Raw genomic sequence first — 18,684 nt, forward strand, 5'->3', positions numbered from 1 at the left:
AATACATTACCCAAATTGAACCCTTGCCCGAGTCAAAACTCGTTTTAAGACGGCTGTCGCTCCACCATGTCCGCCTACTCCGAAAAAAAAGCAAAAAAACGTGTATCATCCTTGCTTCCCGAAGAACAGGATCAAGGATGATACACGTTTTATGATGCGTTCATTTAATTATTCTTGAATCATTAGCCGTTGCAGTTTGGAAAGTTCACCATAAGCCGGGTTCTGTGCTCTTCGTGGTCATAGCGGGAACTACCCTGCCACCATAAGCGACAATCATCTATCTAGGCCGTCCATTACTGAACGGCTCCAGCGACCAACCCGAACGCGCCTCGGGCAAAGGCTGCCTCCTCGAAGGAAGCTGCGTTCCATTAGGTCTTGCTCCAGGTGGGGTTTACCAGGAACGAAGTCACCAGCGTTCCTCGGGGTCTCTTACACCTCGGTTCCATCCTTGCCTGTGCCACGTTCGCAGCCATCGGCGGTCCATTTCTGTGGCACTATCCTTCAGCTCGCGCTGACTGGACGTTATCCAGCACCCTGCCCTATGGAGCCCGGACTTTCCTCTCGCGGTTCTCACCGCCAGCGATTGTCTGTCGAACTTTCCGGACAACACTTGATAGTATACAAGGTATTGGGTCTCGGCACAACCCTCAATCGTTAGCAGACCAAGAGAAAAGTTCCAGGACCGGAAACAGGCTTACATAAAACGGAACGGTTCCGTATTAACGGCCGATGAAATGACCTCGGTGTCGTACTTGTTTTCCTGCAGCTTCTTCTCCATCCATTCGGCTACCTTGGTTTTCATGATCTTTTCGGCATTGTGGCCGGGATCGATCATGGCCAGACCCGCGGCGAGCGCATCCTGGGCGGTATGATAGTCCACGTCTCCGGTGACGAGTACATCCGCCCCCTTAAAGATGGCGCCATTCATAAATTTTCCGCCAGAGCCGCCAATAACGGCAGCCTTTTTGATGATCCGGTCGGGATCGCCTACGACCCTTACATGCGGCACCTCAAATTTCTCTTTAACGATATCAACCAGTTCGGCGAGCGTAACCGGCTCCTTGAGCTTGCCGACGCGGCCCAGGCCAAACGACCGGCCTTTCAGATCCATGGAATAAAGGTCGTAGGCCACCTCCTCGTACGGGTGGGCCTTCAGCATGGCCTGAATGACCTTGTTCCGGATCCCCTGGGGCACGATGGTTTCAATCCGCACTTCGTTCACCCGTTCCATCATACCTTGCTTGCCGATGTACGGATCGGTGCCTTCCCTTGGCACGAAGGTGCCGAAACCTTCGATATTAAAACTGCAGTGGCTGTAATTCCCGATCCAGCCTGCCCCGGCATTCAGGACGGCATCGAGTACCTCCTGGTGATGGCTCTTGGGAACAAAAACAACCAGCTTGGACAGCTGCTCGGTGTGAACGTCATCTATCGGAAGGGTATTCTCCATTCCGAGCGCTTCAGCCATCCAGTCGTTCATCCCGCCCTCGGTCACGTCCAGATTGGTATGACTGATGTATACGGCGATATCGTTTTTGATCAGCTTCTCATACAGCTTGCCCATAGGACTGTCGGTCTGCAGCTGTTTCAACGGCCGGAATATGATGGCATGGTGAGCGATGATTAAGTCGGCACCCAGCTCAATCGCCTCATCCACGACTTCTTCGTTGACGTCGAGGGCAACCAGCACCTTGCGGATTTCCTTCTGCAGCGTTCCCAGCTGTAAGCCGATCCGGTCATCGGGATAAGCGACATATTTCGGCGCCAATTGCTCCATGTATTGAATTACGGTTTGACCTTTGGCAAACATGCAAGCACCTCCTCGATAAACTTCATTTCGTTTTTGATTTCTTCCGCCTTCTCTTCCGAGGACGCAAGCTCCGACTTGGCCAAGGAACGGAGAATCGTCCCCATCTTGTCCAACTCGGATCTCCATTTATCATGGAACACGGATGTCGGCCGCTTGATCAAACATGGGCCGAACCGAAGCAGCCACTTGGCGGACAGGACAATGCCCCCGTCTAGCATGTAATCCTGGTATAATATCTCATTGGTTGCCGGGGCCTCTGTTTGTCCTTCCGGTACGGCGATCAGAACTTCATAGATTTTGCCGTCTTCCTCCAGAATGTGCTCGTCGATCAGCACCCAGTCGTGACGAAGCAGCCACTGCCGGAGCGTATCCTCCCCTACGTTGGGCTGAAGCACCAGCCGACTTACGCCATGGAGTTTATCCTTTCCCCGATCCAGGATGGAAGCGATCAAACCTCCGCCCATACCCGCAATCGTAATCACATCCGCCTCGCCAGGACCGATCACTTCCAAACCGTCCCCGCGGCGGACCGAAATCCGGTCTGTCAATCCGGCTTCGCGAACCTGCTTCTCCGCCGCCTGATACGGTCCCGGGTTCACTTCACCCGCCACGGCAAAAACGCATTTCCCGCTTTCGATGGCCGCGGTAGGGAGAAGAGCGTGATCGGAACCGATATCGGCAAGCCGGCTGCCGGCTGGTATTTGAGTTAACAACAGTTGCAAACGATTCGATAGTTTCATGATGACACCCACGTTATCCATTTTTTTTCGTAACAAAAACAGGAATACGGCCGCGACCGCCAGCTTGACCAAAAATCCACACCAGCAGCTCCCGCGGCGGTTCTCCCCGAAGAAAGATCCGATCAACCTGAGGCATAAACCATAAGGTCAGGCCTGCCGCAAAATAAACTTGCGCAAGCCGCTTCATTCGGTAATGCAGCAGCCAGCATAACCAGATCAAAATGACGCTGAGCGGAACCCACAGCAGCTCAATCCATATCCAGGATACATCCGGCCTATAAAAAACAGATACCTTTCCATAGAGCACGGCCCATCCAAGCAAGCCGCAGTAATGAAGCAGGTTCATGCTCAACCCATACCCTACCAGACACCAGGTCAAACTGCAAATGGCGATAAGCACGGGCACCCACTGCTGTTCATCGGCCCCCTGAAGCTTGATGATTAAAGCCCCCATCGCCAGCATAAGCAGACTGCCGGCTGCTGCGCACAAATGCCCCCACGCGGCATAACCCCTCTTCCGGAAATGCCGCGCAAGCATGTAACATAACGCCGTCCCTGCAAGGACGGAAGTGATTTGCAATGACCCGTGAAAAGAGCTAAAATAAAGACCAATAAAACAAATGAAGGAAATAAATCCAAAACCAAGAAACCAAGTTTTTAAGCTTCCCTGGTGGATTTTCGTAAGCAAAGACCGGTTTTTCGCCCGGGAATCATGCTGATCATTATACAGGTTTTCCAAAAAATCACAGTATTGTTCCGGAAGCAGCCGACCCCGACGCCAATGCTCAATCTCGTCCAATATGATTTCTTTCTTTGCCTGTTCCAACGGTCTGCACCTTCTTTTCAAATTTGGGAGGGCATTCCTGTACCGTCATACCAAAGATCACCCATCTGATGCCCAGCAAATCGAACGACTCCGTCTTCCCTATAAAAGACGTTTACGTTCTGAAAAATTATGCTTTTCTATATTAAAAAAAAGGAACCTTGCTGCGGTACACTGCAGAAGGTCCCATGACAAGCTCTATTCGAGAAAATCCTTCAGCCGCTTGCTGCGGCTCGGATGGCGGAGCTTGCGGAGCGCCTTGGCTTCGATTTGGCGAATCCGTTCCCGTGTAACGCCAAATACCTTGCCGACTTCCTCCAGCGTTCTCGTCCGCCCATCATCCAGACCGAATCGAAGGCGCAGCACATTCTCTTCGCGTTCGGTAAGGGTATCCAGGACATCTTCAAGCTGCTCTTTCAGCAGCTCGTAAGCTGCAGCGTCGGCAGGGGCCAGTGCTTCCTGGTCTTCAATAAAGTCTCCAAGGTGGGAGTCATCTTCTTCACCGATCGGCGTTTCGAGAGAAACGGGTTCCTGTGCAATTTTCATGATCTCCCGGACCTTCTCCACGCTCAATTCCATTTCAGCCGCAATTTCTTCGGGAGAAGGCTCGCGACCAAGCTCTTGAAGCAGCTGTCTGGATACCCGGATCAGCTTGTTGATCGTCTCCACCATATGAACCGGTATCCGGATGGTACGTGCCTGGTCCGCTATGGCACGCGTGATGGCCTGCCGAATCCACCATGTGGCGTATGTGCTAAACTTGAAGCCTTTTTCATGGTCGAACTTCTCAACCGCTTTGATCAGCCCCATGTTGCCTTCTTGAATCAAGTCCAGGAACAGCATTCCCCGTCCGACATAACGCTTGGCGATACTTACCACCAGTCGCAGGTTCGCTTCGGCCAGACGCCGCTTGGCTTCTTCATCCCCTTGACCGATCCGCTTCGCCAGTTCCACTTCGTCATCCGCGGACAGCAGCGGCACCCGCCCGATCTCTTTGAGGTACATACGCACCGGGTCATTGATCTTGATACCCGGAGGAAGGGAAAGATCGTCGTCAAATCCGAAGTCATCGTTATGATTGTCATCGTGGTCATCGGTTTGCCGGAGGCTGTTATCCTCGTCGTTTTCGTTCACGACCTCGATTCCCAAATCGCCAAGCTGCTCGTAAAACTCCTCCATCTGCTCGGGATCCTGATCGAAAGGAGACAATTTCTCCATAATATCCTTGTAGCTCAATACGGATCTTTTTTTACCCTGTTCAATCAATTGGTCTTTGACTTGATCCAGTGTAAACTCCGTTTCTAGTTCAGTATGCTGATCATTCGCCATCTTTCGACTCCCTCCTCCCTAGAAACATTCAAGCATGGCCGTCACTGTCTCTCTAGGGCAATAATCTCACTTGCTATTTGCGCGGCTCGCAAAAAATCACCGGAGCGCTCCGCCTTCATCATTTCTTCTTTTTTTTTGTTCGATTCTCTTTTGCTGCGGATATTTCAGCACTTCACGTATGCAATCATCAAGTACCTGAACATTCCAGTCCGTTGGATTATCCATCATGGATATGGAACCCACCGTTTTCTCAAGCCGGTCGTCGTGAAGCGACGACATAAAACGGCTGATATCCGCCGGCTTGCCCTGTGCGTAATAAGCATATAGATAAGCGGCTATTGCCGCATGATCTTCGATATTAAACGCTTCTCCAAGATTGTCGCCGACATACCTGGCAGCCTCCGCGTCCTGCAGCATCAGAGACAGCAGCCTCCGCTCTGCGGCATGATAAGCAGGGAGCAAGGCCGGAGCGGAAACCTGCCCTTTTTTATGCCTACCATTATTCCACCTTTTTCCCTTATTATCCCCGCCGTTGCCCTTTTTTTGCATCGACTGCCGCAGCAGGTTGCAATCCTGCTTCAGGCTTTCATAAGAAAGGTTCAGTTCCGAAGATAAGTCCCTCAAGTAAACTTCGCGTTCCGTCGAGGAATTCAGGGCGGCAATGATCGGAAGTGCTTCCTTCATATAAGCAATCTTGCCCTGTTCTTCTAGCAGTATATGGTTTTTTTTTCAGATATATAAGCTTAAATTTCGTGGTTGAAACGGCGGATTCCACCACATGCCGGTAGCGCTCTGCCCCGTATTTCCGGTAATAATCGTCGGGGTCCATGCCGTCCCCCATGATCGCTATCCGTACCCGAAGACCGGCGCCTTCAAGCAGCGGAATGACTTTCATGGCAGCGGCCAATCCGGCTTTGTCGCTGTCATACGTGACGATGACTTCCTCGGCCATGGATTTCATGAGAGAGGTCTGGTTTTCGGTGAGCGAAGTGCCCATCGTGGCCACAACATTATGAAAACCTGCTTCCCAGGAAGAGATAACGTCGCCGTAGCCTTCGCATAATACGATTTTACGCAATTTGCGTATGGACGTCTTGGCCTGGTGCAGGTTATACAAGGTGCGGCTCTTGTTAAACAGTAAACTTTCGGGAGAATTCAGGTATTTGGGCTGACCTTCTCCGAGTATCCGGCCTGCAAAAGCAATGACCCTGCCGTTCCTGTCATGGATCGGGAACATCACCCTTGCCCTGAATTTATCCAGGTAGCCTTCTCCGTCGTTTCTCGCGGACAAAAGTCCGCCTTTCTCCATTTCCTTCAGATCAAACGAGCGTTTCCCCAAAAATTGAACCAACGTATCCCACCGGTCCGGGGCGTAGCCGATCTGAAACTGATCAATGATCTTGTCGGTGAATCCGCGTGAACGCAGATAGGTCATGGCTTCCCGTCCATGCTCCGTATTTTTCAGCAGGAAATGATACAGCTTGGCGCTAAGCTCATAGGCTTCGTATAAAATTTCTTTCTCCGGATTTCGGGGAATAACGGAAACGCCCTGACCTTCCGGCAATGCGATGTCATTCTCTTCTGCCATAACCTTGACGGCTTCGGGAAAGGAAAACCCCTCGATTTCCATTCTGAATTTAATGGCATTACCGCCCTTGCCGCAGCCATAGCAGTAAAAGATTTGGCGCTCCGGTGTAACCGTAAAGGAAGGGGTCTTCTCCGAGTGAAACGGGCACAAGCCCTTCATGTACTTCCCCTGTTTCGTAAGATGCACGTACTTGCTGACGGTATCGACAATATCGCTCTTAGCCAGCACAGCTTCGATGACATCATCCGGTATACTGCCTTGTCCGGTACTCATCCAAACCACCTTCATCTCTTTAACACGTAAATAGTATTCGCTACAAAGAAACATTCTCCTGCAATTGCCGCAAAAGTTTTGTCAGTTTATGTTGAAAAATTCTTCTGTCCTCATCCGTCATCTTGCGTGGGCCTTTGCCATAGTGGCCGGCTTTTCTGGCTTTGGCCTTCCTGTGTCTCGTATCCAGCAAAAAATCGATATCCTGGTCATTGAAAAAACGTCCGCGAAAAGAAATAACATGGCACGCTTTCGAAAGCGCCAATGCCGCTAATCCGTAATCCTGGGTAACGACAACATCCCCGCGCACGATGTGATTGGCAATATACAAGTCGGCACTCTGGTCGCTGCGGTCCACCTGAATCGTGCGAACTCCCTGCTCTTCCCGAAGGAGGTGGTCAAAGGAGGAGACCAGCAGGACCGGAACCTTGAATGCCCTGGCCGTTTCGGCGATTTCTTTCTTGACGGGACAAGCGTCCCCGTCAACCACAATGTGAACCATGCGCGATAACGTCATAGGCACCACCGGTTTTCTTTTTCATAGTATGGCTACATCTATTATATACGTCTTGACCAGATTAAAATCCTTCTTATTTGCCTAAAGATTAATCAACCCTCTTTTTACCAACAGGGCATGGAATAACGAAAGCGGCCGCCCTAAACCACAGGGCCCCGCTTTCGTCACTTGGGGAATCAGGCTTATCTGAACCGGCCGCAGACCGGTTGTGCTTTACGCTTCCGAATCAACGCTACCACACCAGCTTGGAAAAATCGGCAAACCGTTTAAGATCACTGTCAATGCCGGACAGCAGGGCCAGTCGGTTGGCTTTAACCGCTTCATCTTCGGCCATGACCATAACCGAATCAAAGAATCCGGTAATCGGCTCCTTCAGGCTGCTTAGCAGCTCAAGGGCACGTTCCCCATTCGAGGCCTTCATGGCCTCTTGATACGGTTCGCGCACGGCGAGCCACGCTTCATGAAGCTTGTTCTCCTGGCTTTCGGCAAATAATCCCGGATTAACGGCAACTTTACCGGCTTTGGCAGCCAGGTTGCTGACCCGGTTGAACGATTCCACCGTCGCCTTAAAGTCGAAATCGCCATTCACGGCACCCATCAGCGCATGACCGCGGGACACAACCGAGACGACATGATCAAATCCGGCCGAGATCACAGCGTCAACCACGTCATACCGCTGCTCCTCGGATAGAAGTTTCTTCACCCGGAGACTGAAAAACTCGAAAAGGTCTTTTCGGATTTCGTCTTCCGAACGCTTCAGCGCACGCATCTCCCCGTGGATCGAAAGCGCGATTCCGAAGATGTCGGACAAGGTAACCGGAAACTTATGTTCCAGAACGATCTGCACGATCCCCTGAGCCTGACGGCGGAGAGCATAAGGGTCCTGGGAGCCCGTCGGAATGATTCCGATGGAGAAGCAGCCCGCAATCGTATCGATTTTATCCGCAATGCTTACGATGGAGCCTTCAAGGCTTGCCGGAACGGCATCCCCGGCAAAACGGGGCTGGTAATGCTCAAATACCGCTTTGGCCACGCTCTCTTTCTCTCCGGCCTTCCGTGCGTAGTCTTCCCCCATCACGCCCTGAAGCTCAGGGAATTCATACACCATCTGGGTAACCAGGTCGAATTTGCAGATATCCGCCGCCCGGCTGACCGAGTCGGCCGTTTCCGCAGGCACGGCCAGTTTCGCCGCCAAGCTGTCGGCAATGCGGCGGATGCGGCGGACTTTATCGCCGATCGTTCCCAGCTCTTCGTGGAACACGATGCTTTCAAGCTTCGACAAAGCTTCCTTGATCTGAAGCTTCTGATCCTCTTCGTAGAAAAATTTGGCGTCGGACAAACGCGCGCGCAGCACCTTTTCGTTCCCTTTTGCAATGACGTCGAGCGAACGGCTGTCGCCGCTGCGAACCGTAACGAAATACGGAAGCAGCTGCCCCTGTTTGTCCAGGACCGGGAAATACCGCTGATGCTCGCGCATGGACGTAATAAGGACATCTTGCGGGATTTTAAGGAACGACGGATCGAAGGAACCGTAAAGTGCCGTCGGCGTTTCGACCAGGAACAGGACTTCCTCCAGCAAATCCTCCTTCACCGCAATGTTCCAACCTTTTTCCTCAGCTAAGGCTTGGATTTGGGATACGATCATATCCTGTCGTTCTTTCACGTCCACAATGACGTGCTGGCCTCTAAGAACATCCGCGTAAGCCGATGCTTCCGGTATAACGGCTTCGCCGCCAAGGAACCGGTGGCCTCTCGTCACATTGCCCGTTTTGACGCCTGTTATTTCCATAGGAATCACATCGGAACCGAACAAAGCCACCAGCCATTTAATCGGGCGCACGAATTTAAACTCGTGGGAGCCCCATCTCATGTTTTTAGGGAAAGTCATCGACGTCAAAATTCCGTTCAGTCCATCAGCCAGAATCTCCGAAGTTTGGACGCCCGTACTGTTCTTCGTGACATAGATGTATTCCACGCCGCCAAGTTCCTTAAACGTAAAGCTGTCCGGATCTACCCCTTGGCTGCGAGCAAAGCCCAGTGCCGCTTTGCTCCAGTTCCCGTTTTCATCCTGCGCGATTTTTCGGGAAGGACCCTTGACTTCCTCGCTCACGTCGGTTTGTTTATCCGCAACATCCTTAACCATGACGGCCAGGCGGCGCGGAGTCGCATAGGATTGTACTTCTCCGTAGGCAACTCTCGACGCTTCCAGCCACTTCACGGTTTTATCTTCAAGCTGCTCCATAGCCGCACGCAGGAAACGTGCAGGGACTTCTTCCAATCCGATTTCAAACAGCAGATCCTTAGCCACGTTCAGCGCCCCCTTTCTTGATCAACGGGAAGCCAAGCTTCTCGCGTTCCTCCAAATACGTAGCTGCAACCTGGCGGGCCAAATTGCGGACGCGCATAATATAACCCGTTCTCTCGGTCACGCTGATTGCCCCGCGGGCATCCAGCAGGTTAAACGTATGGGAGCATTTCAGCACATAATCGTATGCCGGGAAAACGAGATGCTGGCTCATGGCCTTGTTGGCTTCCTCTTCATACATGTTAAAAAGAGTGAACAGCATTTTTACGTCCGAGACTTCAAACGTATATTTGGAATGCTCGAATTCCGGCTGGTGGAAGACGTCGCCGTAAGTTATGCCGTCAACCCACTCCAGATCAAACACGTTTTCCTTGTCCTGGATGTATGAAGCCAGCCGCTCCATGCCGTACGTGATTTCAACCGCCACCGGGTTGGCGTCGATGCCTCCCACCTGCTGGAAGTACGTAAACTGCGTAATCTCCATCCCGTCCAGCCATACTTCCCAGCCAAGGCCCCAGGCGCCGAGCGTAGGCGCTTCCCAGTTGTCTTCGACAAAACGGATGTCATGGTCAAGCGGATCGATGCCGAGACGCTTCAAACTTTCCAAATACAGCTCCTGAATGTTGTCCGGCGACGGCTTCAGGATAACCTGAAACTGGTGATGCTGGTACAACCGGTTCGGGTTCTCCCCGTAACGCCCGTCAGCCGGACGGCGGGAAGGCTCCACATAAGCGACGTTCCAAGGCTCAGGTCCGATGGAGCGCAGATACGTCATCGGGTTCATCGTACCCGCTCCTTTTTCCGTGTCGTACGGCTGTACGATGATACAATTCTGTTCCGCCCAAAACTGCTGCAGCGTCAAAATCATCTGTTGAAAATTCATGATTTTAGCTCCTTCACACCGATTTTCATGCTTTTTCCGCATTTCCTTCACGCTCTGCACAACAAAAAGCTCTCGCCCTACGCCTGTTGTACAGACATAGGGACGAGAGCATCAGCTTCCCGCGGTTCCACCCTACTTGGCCTCCTATAGGGAGACCCACTTTATCACGTACGGCATGCTCCCGGGTCGCCGTTTCATGGAGTTGCTCCGCCGGACTCCCACCATCTCCGGCTCGCTAAAATCAGGACCAAGTTCCACTACTTTCCCGTTCAACGCATGATCAATTCAAAAATTAGAAATCTTATCATATGATACCTAATTTTCGTCCTGGCGTCAAATGTCATACTTGTCCATCTGATCGAGAAAATATTGCGATTTCAGCTGCAGGCCAAGCTGCATATCCATCAATGCCCTCATGATCTTTTTCAATTCGGCCTTGGTGGCGTCCTTCACGTCTATGGCGCCGAGCCTGCGAAGATCCAATCGCGAGAACAGACGGAGCAGCTTAAGCGTCTTGGGAGATACCGGAAGAGCCGGCGGGTCCAGATGCCTGCAGTGCTTGCACAGCAAACCTCCAAGCCTTGGACTGACCGACATGTCCTCATCGCTTCGTTCATGGCCGCAAGAGATGCACACTCCCAATTCGGGGCCGTAACCGGCAGCCTGCAGGATTTTCATCTCGTACAGGTGGATGATGATTTGCGGGTCTTTCCCTTCATCCAACGCGCCGAGGCAAGCCTTCAGCTGATGAAACCAAAAAGCGCCCGTCTCCTCATCCTGCAGAACCCGATCAAGCAGCTCGCAGGCATATGAGGAGTAGGCGGCTTTCATCAAATCCTCCCGAAGAAGGTGATGGGACTCTATGATTTCTCCCGCGTTTAACGTCCCGAGTCCCGTACCGTTGCGAAAAAACACATATTCACCGTAAGTAAAAGGCTGCGTCAAGGCAGCATGCCGGCTTTTTACTTTCTTCGCCCCCCGGACCAGAACGCCTACCTTCCCGGATTTTTCGGTGCAAAGCGTAATGATTTTGTTCCCTTCGCCGTAATCCATGCTGCGGATGACGATCCCTTCCGCCCTGTATAGCATGTCCTGTCCCCCAACCATTCCTGGAACAACCAGACATCATTCGTTCTCTTCATAATGAACCGCCTCTTCATCCGCTGCCGCCTCGGGAATCTCCGTGATGCCGCCGGATTCCTTGTACAGCAAGTAAGCATCGACATCTCCAGTCATTGCAAAATACTTCCACGAAAAATCTCGCATTCGTATTCATCCTCTCTTCGGAAATGACGTCTCCCATCTACGAAAATAGGATGTGCCAACCGGCGGGATTTATGATTTGCAATTGTTGGCAGGAAATGCCCGGACGGCCGTTATGCACGGGACGACAGCCAAAACGGCGGTTTCGGCTACTGTCCCCGGTGAAACCCGAGATCCCGGAGAACGCGTTCCTGGTTGCGCCAGTCTTTTTTTTACTTTCACCCACAGCTCAAGAAAGATTTTGGAACCAAGCAGCTTCTGGATGTCCTGGCGGGCCTGCCGTCCGACTTCCTTCAGCAAAGAGCCCTGCTTGCCGATAATGATTCCCTTCTGGGAATCGCGTTCCACAAAAATAACGGCTGATATATGAACCGTGCCATTGTCTTCTACCCGCATATCCTCAATCGTAACCGCGATCGAATGCGGCACTTCTTCACGCGTCATGTGCAGAATTTTCTCCCGGATCAATTCCGCGCAGACAAACTGCTCCGGATGGTCGGTCACCTGATCCTCGGGATAATACTGCGGACCGGGCGGCAGGTATTTCTGGATTTGGCCCAGCAGCGTGTTCACATTGCTGCCGAGTTTAGCCGAAATCGGAACGATCTCCGCAAAGTCGTGAAGTTTGCGGTATTCTTCGATGAGCGGAAGCAGCGCTTCCGGCTCGATTTTGTCGATTTTGTTCATCACGAGAATGACCGGAGTTTTGATATTCTTGAGCTGCTCCGTTATAAAGCGGTCGCCGCCGCCAAAACCCTCGGACGCATCCACAAGAAACAGCACCGCCTCCACCTCGCCCAATGTCCCGAGAGCGGTCTGGTTCATGTAATCGCCGAGCTTGGATTTCCTTTTGTGAATCCCCGGCGTGTCCAGGAAAACCACCTGGGAATGATCGGTTGTATATACGCCATGTATTTTATTCCGGGTGGTTTGCGGCTTGTCCGACATGATGGCGATTTTTTGGCCGATCACCTGATTCATCAATGTGGATTTACCGACGTTCGGACGGCCAATAATCGCCACAAAGCCCGATTTAAACGTTTTTTTTGTCCATATGTTCCTCCAGCCTTGCTGCATTTTACTTGGATTTCAAATCCCACGGGCCGAAAGCCCCCGGAAGGAGCCCACCAACGATAGTTTCTCGGATATCGCCCTTCATGTTTCCCAGAATCAACTTCATATCCGGCAGCGCGGCACCGACGCCGAAATCGGAATAAGGAATGTAATCCCGGGTCCGGGCTTTAATCGCTTTCTGCATCAAATGCCCCCGTGTCCATAAAAAAAAGCTCTTGCCCATTATAATATCAAATACCTCTGTCTGTTATCCCGGGATCATAAGGAACGGATCCAGGAAATTAGCGGTCCATAAAATATAATAATCCCGACGATAGCAGCAAAGACGGCACAGACCAGAACAGCCCCGGCAGCCGTGTCCTTCGCTATGCGGGCCAAAGGATGCGACTCCGGCGATACCAGATCCACCACCGCTTCCACCGCCGTATTCATCAATTCGGCTGAAATAACAAGGGTAACGGCAAGCAGCAAAAACAGCCATCGGACGGGCTCTAAATTGAGCAGAGCCGCCGCAATAAAAACAGCGGCGGCGGCAGCGGCATGGATCTTCATGTTTCTTTCTTTTTTTAAAGCGTGGACGATGCCTTGGATCGCGAACGAGAAGGACGCACGAAAAGAGGGTTTGAGCGGTTTCACTACCGGGTTAGACCCACTTTCTCAAGCACGGTTTCCTGCTTGCCCATCATTTCCGCCTCGCTCGCCTCGTCCTGATGATCATATCCCAGCAAATGAAGAAAACCATGTACGAACAGGAAGCCGAGCTCCCTTTCGAGAGAGTGCCCGTATTCTTCGCTCTGCAGCTTGGCCCGCGGTACCGAAATGATAATATCTCCCAACATGTCGGGAACATCCGTCATATCCTCTGCCTCATCAAGTTCATATATGATTTGGAGTTCTTCATCGGTTTCCTCGTTCAAAGCAAACGACAGGACATCCGTTGGACGGTCGATTCCGCGGTATTCTTTATTCAGCTCATGAATCTGGGCGTCATTCACAAACGTAAGGTCCACTTCGCCTTCCGTAATGCCCTCCGCCATACCCGCCTGCTGCAAAATTCGATCCAGCAGCGAGATCAGTTCGTCCGTTATCGGGAACTCTTCCTGTTCGTTGTTCCATACCAGCTGCAAGCTCATTTTTCTAAACGCTCCTTCTCTGATCTTCATTGGAATCCGGCTGCTGTCCGCCTTCGCCCGTTTTTTTTAAAACCCGCGGGATGTTCCGGTTTGTCTTTTTTCATTTCCTCCGGATATTCGATCCGGGAATGGAAAATGCCCATCACGGTTTCTTTCAACGTCCTGGCAATGATGTCCAGCTCTTTCATGGTCAGGTCGCACTCGTTAAACTGGTGGTCGTCCAGACGGCTTTTGATGATTTTTTCGATCATCGATTCCACCTGGTCCACCGTCGGTTTCCGCAGTGACCGCACCGCCGCCTCGACGCTGTCCGCAATGCCGACGACCGCCGCCTCCTTGGACTGCGCCTTCGGCCCAGGGTAGCGGAAATCATCTTCGGTAAAGTCAGGCTGGATGCCCTGCTCTTCCGCCTGGCGCAATGCCTTATGGTAGAAGTAATGCAGAAACGTCGTTCCGTGGTGCTGCTCGGCAATATCGCGGATCGGCTTAGGCAGCTTATAATCCTTCAGCATCTCCACCCCGTCGCGCGCATGGGCGACGATAATCGATTTGCTGAGCTTGGGCTCGATGGAATCGTGGGGGTTTTCCATATTGTTCTGATTCTCGATGAAATAGATGGGCCGCTTTGTCTTGCCGATATCGTGATAGTAGGAGCCTACCCGGCACAGCAAGCCGTCCGCGCCGATGGCTTCCGCCGCAGCCTCGGACAGGTTGCCCACCATGACGCTGTGATGGTAGGTTCCCGGGGTTTCCGTTAAAAGCTTGCGCAGCAGCGGATGGTTGGGATTGGACAGCTCCACCAGCTTCAAAGCCGACAGAATGCCGAAGGTAACCTCGAAGAACGGCATCAATCCAATGACCAGCACTGCGGTTAGTAGGCCGCCGGCAATCGCAAAAGCAAGCGCGTATAACGACTCCGCTCTCGTCCATGAGGTGTCGTGCACCAGCAGCATAATCAAAACGGACAGCGCCCCGAACAGCGAAACCATGATACCGCCTTTCAGCAGTGTCGAACGCTGACTCGCCCGGTGGATCGCAAAAATAGCCACACAGGATGTCACCGCCGCGAAAAAGCCGAACCGGAAATCGAACATTTCCCCTTTGTCCACATTCAAAATCACGCTGGACAGAATGCTGAAAATGATCGTATTGAATAAAGCGAGCGGCATATCCAGCAGCAAGGTTACAAAAATAACCCCGATCGCTACCGGCGCCAAATAGCCGACGTAAATTCTCTCTTCCGTCTGCAGGTACCCGGCAACATGCATCGTTATCAGCGTAATCGCATAAATCAGTACGAGCATCAGGATTTGAGAGTTGTTGTACTTGAAAATATTCATATCCGACTGGCGGATAAACATCAGAATGCCAATCGAAAGAAGCAGCGAAAACAACAAAATGCCAAGCTCGGGCCAATAGGTAATCTCGTCCTTCAACAGACCGTTTTTGCCCAGGAACTCGTACAGCTCCGGCGTGATCAATTGGCCTTTCTCGACAAGGATGTCGCCTTGCTTGATAAATACAGGCTGCGTATTCTCGCGGGCTTCGACCTTGGCTTCCTTCGTAGCCACCTCGTTATAAAACTTGTTCGCCGTTATCGACAAACGGACCAGTTCCTGAACAACTTCACGGGATGTCCGGCTATTCAGCGAACTCGTGCTGACAAGCTCGGCAACCTTTGCCCGCGCGGTCTGGGCATCGACGATTTCATTCATCAGCCGGGAAACGATATCCCTGGCTACCGATTTCATCTTGTTGATCTCCTCGGTGTCGAGCCGCGGAATTTTGATGAACGTTTCCTCCGGAACCCGGTAGGTTTGCTGCTCGATCACCTTCTTCATTTCTTCAAGCAGCTCCGGCGGATAAGCCTCCGAGTTTTTATTGCTCGTTATGAAATTGTTCACAAAATCGTTAATGCGCTGCGGAATTTCTTCCTTGTAGATGGTTATCTTGTCCTGTTCCGAAACCTCGTCCTGATTCAGCCGGTCAATCCGTTCAAAAAGCTGCTGCACAAGCACGTCGTTGCGAAGCGGAACGTACGTATAGATCGGTTGAACCCGCTCGGCCGCTTCCTCCTGCGCCTTCAGCGTCGCTTTGCTGTCTTCGATTTGCACGGGCGCCGGAATATTTTTCTCGCTGCGCGTGCCTACTTTTATATCATACCTCTCGGGCAGCAGCTTTACCGAGAGACTGATATAAAAAAAACAGCGCCAACAACAAAAACAGAATATAGCGTGTCGCCACGCTATATTTCCATCCGTTGTTTTTAACTGATATGGACTTGTCCGTCGATGGTTCTTTGGAGGCCATAGCGACAATCCCCTTTAAACTTGGTTTTCTGCAGCTTTGTCATATGCGACGATGATTTTTTTGGACTAAAGAGTGCCGTACAACATCTTGCTCCGCAAAATAAACGAATCCGATATCTTCAATTTCGCTGAGAATCGTTCTGGCTTCCACCAGACCCGATTTTTTACCGCGCGGCAGGTCAATCTGGGTAACGTCCCCGGTAATGACCATTTTCGAGCCGAAACCGAGCCGCGTCAAAAACATTTTCATTTGCTCAGGCGTCGTGTTCTGCGCTTCATCCAAGATAATAAATGAGTCGTCGAGGGTACGCCCCCTCATGTAGGCGAGCGGCGCAATTTCAATCAAGCCTCTTTCAAGCGCTTTCGCCACCTGATCCGGTCCCATGACATCATACAGCGCATCATACAACGGACGAAGGTATGGATCCACCTTTTCCTGGAGATCGCCGGGCAGAAAGCCCAAACTTTCGCCCGCTTCCACGGCAGGACGGGTCAAAATGATCCGTTTAACCGTCCCCTCCTTCAGCGCGGTGACCGCCAGCACGACGGCAAGATACGTTTTGCCTGTCCCTGCCGGGCCTATGCCGAAAACGATGTCTCTTTTTTTGATGGTCGTAACGTAATGCTTCTGGCCGATCGTCTTGACGCGAATCGGTTTGCCCCGAAATGTGGTCGTGATTTCACCTTTATAAAGATCGAGCAGCTGGTCAGCACGCAAATCCTTGGCCAGATCAACCGCGTAAAGAACGTCCCTCTCGGTCAGGATATAGCCGTTGCGAACCAGTTGGAGAAGTACCTCAAACAGCTGCTGAAGGCTTTCCACCTGACGCGGTTCCCCGGAGATGTTAATGATCGCCTCCCGAGAATCGATCCTGGCGGGAATCTCCGATTCGATGATTTTTAAAAACGTATCCTGCGGCCCGAACAAGGAAAGCCCTTCAGACGCGCTTTGCAAATAAATCTGACTGCTGGTCGTTTGCTGTGACAAATAGCCTCATTCTCCTTGATTGTATACTATGGGAAGTTCTTTCGCGATGGTCTCTTCCACCTCAAAAAGCACTTTCATATAAACTTTACCATTCTCTTTCTTATCATGCAAAATTTTTTGGCTGATCAGGCGGGAATCGGAGCCGTATTTGGACAAAATATCGCGAAAAGCGCTGTCCAATCCTTGTTTCTTGGCCTCTTCCTCCGTGACCCTCTCTTTGGTTTCGGATACCTCCATTACTTTCTCTTTCATCCAGCCGATCGGGAGTTCCCTCGAACGCCATTTCAAGGGGTCGTATAGCGTCAAAGTTTCGTGCTTTTGGTAAGGGATATCGCCATATCCCCACAGCTGTACCGCGCGGTTGCCGATAACAAAGTATGTTTTTTGGGCGTACTCCCCGGTATAGATTTTTCTCGTTTTCTCGAGCGGAACCTCGATCTGGTATTCATGCCATACCAATCCCCTGACTTCTCCTTTGGCCACGACGGTTTGGCTGTTCTCTTCATCCCCGATAACGCCGGAAATGAGAATGTCGCCCTTTTTCACACGGGAGTTGACCTGTACTTTGGGCACGCCCTTTTCGGCATATATATGAGTGATAATGGCATCGCTTGTACTGACCAGATGACGGGGATTTTGAAGCACCGGCTTTTTCGGCACCTCTGCCTCGACCACCTGGATTTTGATGCTTGTACCGTTTCGTTCCACGCCAACCCATGAGGTACCCGGAAGACGGGTAGTCAAGTTGGAGGAAAGCCTGTCCAGCGGTTTAAGCCGGAAAATCCACTGATATGTAAATAAGCCTTCCTGTTTGGCGGCATCCAGCACATCCTCCGAGGCCACGGTCTTATTTCCTTCCACTTCAATTTTCCAAACCATGGAGGACAGCATCATCAGTATGGCAAAAAAGACGGCGATCCCCGCGACAAACACCTTCCTTCTCCACAAACGGATCGCCCGAAACGGCAAGCCGTGACGCTCCAATATCCGCGTCCGGCAGCCTGTCCGCTTGAGCAAAGGGCGGAGACTCTTAAAGTCGCTCAGCAGAAGCTTAAATTCGGCGGTAAACGGGTCTGTGGGCTTCACTTCCCATATCGGGGTCCCCGCTTCCGACAATGCGTTGATGAAAGCGGCCACGCGCTCTCCGCGCACCTTCAGCTTAAGATAACCTCTGATAAATATCATTGTCGGAATATTCACGGTTTTTCCCCCGTTTCTATATATTGAATGTGATGGATTCTACCTTCTATCGTGACTTCACTGCTTTGAATCGCCCGAATGGAAAGACCGGCTCCCGTGATTTCCAGAGCTCCCTGGGCGAGGGACAGGACAAGCTTCTCCGCGGAAAAATGAAGCACGCCACGGTGGTTTTCGATATGGAGTTCTTGATTTCCGATCAGGGTCAACCGCGGCAAGTCAAACAGCAGATCCTGCGGCAAATCAAGCATTTCTTGAGTGAATTTCTGCAGTTTGCGGCTGATGCGGGACATATGAAGGCCTTCCCCCTTCCTGTACTGTACACCTTATGCCCGTAAAGCCCTTTTTATGCTAGGCTTTGCGGCTTGGCACCAGGGTTCCCTGAAGAAAAAAAGCATGTACAAAAAGACCGCTTTCTCCCAAAAAGAAGAAAGCGGTCTTCTATAATATTACAA

At 51.6% G+C, this 18,684-nt stretch carries 14 protein-coding genes, 1 other RNA gene and 4 pseudogenes; all 19 read right to left on the reverse strand.

Annotation, left to right across the window (positions count from 1 at the left end; genetic code table 11):
* Window positions 1-196: 196 nt before the first annotated feature.
* An RNA gene (rnpB, locus tag XI25_RS31675) (RNase P RNA component class A) lies at window positions 197-599 on the reverse strand.
* A gap of 95 nt (window positions 600-694) precedes the next feature.
* The gene (locus XI25_RS25795; protein WP_046680865.1) at window positions 695-1,810 is read right to left on the reverse strand and encodes a Nif3-like dinuclear metal center hexameric protein; all 1,116 of its coding nucleotides are present in this window, start codon (window positions 1,808-1,810) and stop codon (window positions 695-697) included.
* A complete protein-coding gene (locus tag XI25_RS25800) occupies window positions 1,786-2,550 on the reverse strand; it encodes a tRNA (adenine(22)-N(1))-methyltransferase (RefSeq protein ID WP_046680866.1) in 765 nt (254 codons plus the stop codon). The genes XI25_RS25795 and XI25_RS25800 overlap by 25 nt, the downstream gene beginning before the upstream one ends.
* Window positions 2,551-2,563: 13 nt before the next feature.
* Window positions 2,564-3,376, reverse strand: coding sequence for a hypothetical protein (locus tag XI25_RS25805; RefSeq protein ID WP_052759772.1), 813 nt, complete (start codon window positions 3,374-3,376; stop codon window positions 2,564-2,566).
* A gap of 195 nt (window positions 3,377-3,571) precedes the next feature.
* Complete coding sequence (gene rpoD / locus XI25_RS25810; protein ID WP_046680867.1) at window positions 3,572-4,702, reverse strand: RNA polymerase sigma factor RpoD; 1,131 nt, start codon at window positions 4,700-4,702, stop codon at window positions 3,572-3,574.
* A gap of 41 nt (window positions 4,703-4,743) precedes the next feature.
* Window positions 4,744-6,563: pseudogene (dnaG, locus tag XI25_RS25815) on the reverse strand (DNA primase).
* Window positions 6,564-6,603: 40 nt separating this feature from the next.
* Complete coding sequence (locus tag XI25_RS25820) at window positions 6,604-7,077, reverse strand: YaiI/YqxD family protein (RefSeq protein ID WP_046680868.1); 474 nt, start codon at window positions 7,075-7,077, stop codon at window positions 6,604-6,606.
* Between the two features lie 232 nt (window positions 7,078-7,309).
* Window positions 7,310-9,385 (reverse strand): glycine--tRNA ligase subunit beta, encoded by a 2,076-nt coding sequence (glyS, locus tag XI25_RS25825; protein ID WP_046680869.1) that lies wholly within the window; start codon window positions 9,383-9,385, stop codon window positions 7,310-7,312.
* Complete coding sequence (gene glyQ / locus XI25_RS25830) at window positions 9,378-10,265, reverse strand: glycine--tRNA ligase subunit alpha (RefSeq protein WP_046680870.1); 888 nt, start codon at window positions 10,263-10,265, stop codon at window positions 9,378-9,380. Before glyQ ends, glyS begins: the two co-directional genes overlap by 8 nt.
* A 333-nt stretch (window positions 10,266-10,598) precedes the next feature.
* Window positions 10,599-11,354: a DNA repair protein RecO gene (gene recO / locus XI25_RS25835; RefSeq protein ID WP_046680871.1), complete on the reverse strand. Its 756-nt coding sequence runs from the start codon at window positions 11,352-11,354 to the stop codon at window positions 10,599-10,601.
* Between the two features lie 36 nt (window positions 11,355-11,390).
* Entirely contained in the window at window positions 11,391-11,531 is a 141-nt protein-coding gene (locus XI25_RS32555) for a YqzL family protein (protein WP_082112510.1), read from the reverse strand.
* 146 nt (window positions 11,532-11,677) lie between these two features.
* A pseudogene (gene era / locus XI25_RS25840) lies at window positions 11,678-12,605 on the reverse strand (GTPase Era).
* A 1-nt stretch (window position 12,606) separates the two neighbouring features.
* Entirely contained in the window at window positions 12,607-12,786 is a 180-nt protein-coding gene (locus XI25_RS25845; protein ID WP_046680872.1) for a hypothetical protein, read from the reverse strand.
* A gap of 74 nt (window positions 12,787-12,860) precedes the next feature.
* The gene (locus XI25_RS25850) at window positions 12,861-13,238 is read right to left on the reverse strand and encodes a diacylglycerol kinase family protein (protein WP_046680873.1); all 378 of its coding nucleotides are present in this window, start codon (window positions 13,236-13,238) and stop codon (window positions 12,861-12,863) included.
* Window positions 13,238-13,735: an rRNA maturation RNase YbeY gene (gene ybeY / locus XI25_RS25855; protein WP_046680895.1), complete on the reverse strand. Its 498-nt coding sequence runs from the start codon at window positions 13,733-13,735 to the stop codon at window positions 13,238-13,240. The genes XI25_RS25850 and ybeY overlap by 1 nt, the downstream gene beginning before the upstream one ends.
* A gap of 26 nt (window positions 13,736-13,761) precedes the next feature.
* Window positions 13,762-16,045: pseudogene (locus tag XI25_RS25860) on the reverse strand (HD family phosphohydrolase).
* Between the two features lie 14 nt (window positions 16,046-16,059).
* Window positions 16,060-17,032 (reverse strand): annotated as a pseudogene (locus XI25_RS25865) (PhoH family protein).
* A gap of 6 nt (window positions 17,033-17,038) precedes the next feature.
* Window positions 17,039-18,232 carry a sporulation protein YqfD gene (gene yqfD / locus XI25_RS25870; protein ID WP_046680874.1) on the reverse strand — a complete coding sequence of 398 codons (1,194 nt, stop codon included), beginning with the start codon at window positions 18,230-18,232 and terminating at the stop codon, window positions 17,039-17,041.
* The gene (yqfC, locus tag XI25_RS25875; protein WP_046680875.1) at window positions 18,229-18,522 is read right to left on the reverse strand and encodes a sporulation protein YqfC; all 294 of its coding nucleotides are present in this window, start codon (window positions 18,520-18,522) and stop codon (window positions 18,229-18,231) included. The genes yqfD and yqfC overlap by 4 nt, the downstream gene beginning before the upstream one ends.
* Between the last annotated feature and the right edge of the window lie 162 nt (window positions 18,523-18,684).

It is taken from the genome of Paenibacillus sp. DMB20 (assembly GCF_000987955.1).
In the GTDB taxonomy this organism is placed as follows: domain Bacteria; phylum Bacillota; class Bacilli; order Paenibacillales; family Paenibacillaceae; genus Paenibacillus_AQ.

Coding starts and splice junctions, on each gene's coding strand:
- rpoD (WP_046680867.1), bottom strand. CDS start 4,702: ATGGCGAATGATCAGCATACTGAACTAGAAACGGAGTTTACACTGGAT.
- glyQ (WP_046680870.1), bottom strand. CDS start 10,265: ATGAATTTTCAACAGATGATTTTGACGCTGCAGCAGTTTTGGGCGGAA.
- XI25_RS25820 (WP_046680868.1), bottom strand. CDS start 7,077: ATGACGTTATCGCGCATGGTTCACATTGTGGTTGACGGGGACGCTTGT.
- recO (WP_046680871.1), bottom strand. CDS start 11,354: ATGCTATACAGGGCGGAAGGGATCGTCATCCGCAGCATGGATTACGGC.
- yqfC (WP_046680875.1), bottom strand. CDS start 18,522: ATGTCCCGCATCAGCCGCAAACTGCAGAAATTCACTCAAGAAATGCTT.
- XI25_RS25795 (WP_046680865.1), bottom strand. CDS start 1,810: ATGTTTGCCAAAGGTCAAACCGTAATTCAATACATGGAGCAATTGGCG.
- XI25_RS25845 (WP_046680872.1), bottom strand. CDS start 12,786: ATGCAGAAAGCGATTAAAGCCCGGACCCGGGATTACATTCCTTATTCC.
- XI25_RS32555 (WP_082112510.1), bottom strand. CDS start 11,531: ATGCGAGATTTTTCGTGGAAGTATTTTGCAATGACTGGAGATGTCGAT.
- XI25_RS25800 (WP_046680866.1), bottom strand. CDS start 2,550: ATGAAACTATCGAATCGTTTGCAACTGTTGTTAACTCAAATACCAGCC.
- ybeY (WP_046680895.1), bottom strand. CDS start 13,735: ATGAGCTTGCAGCTGGTATGGAACAACGAACAGGAAGAGTTCCCGATA.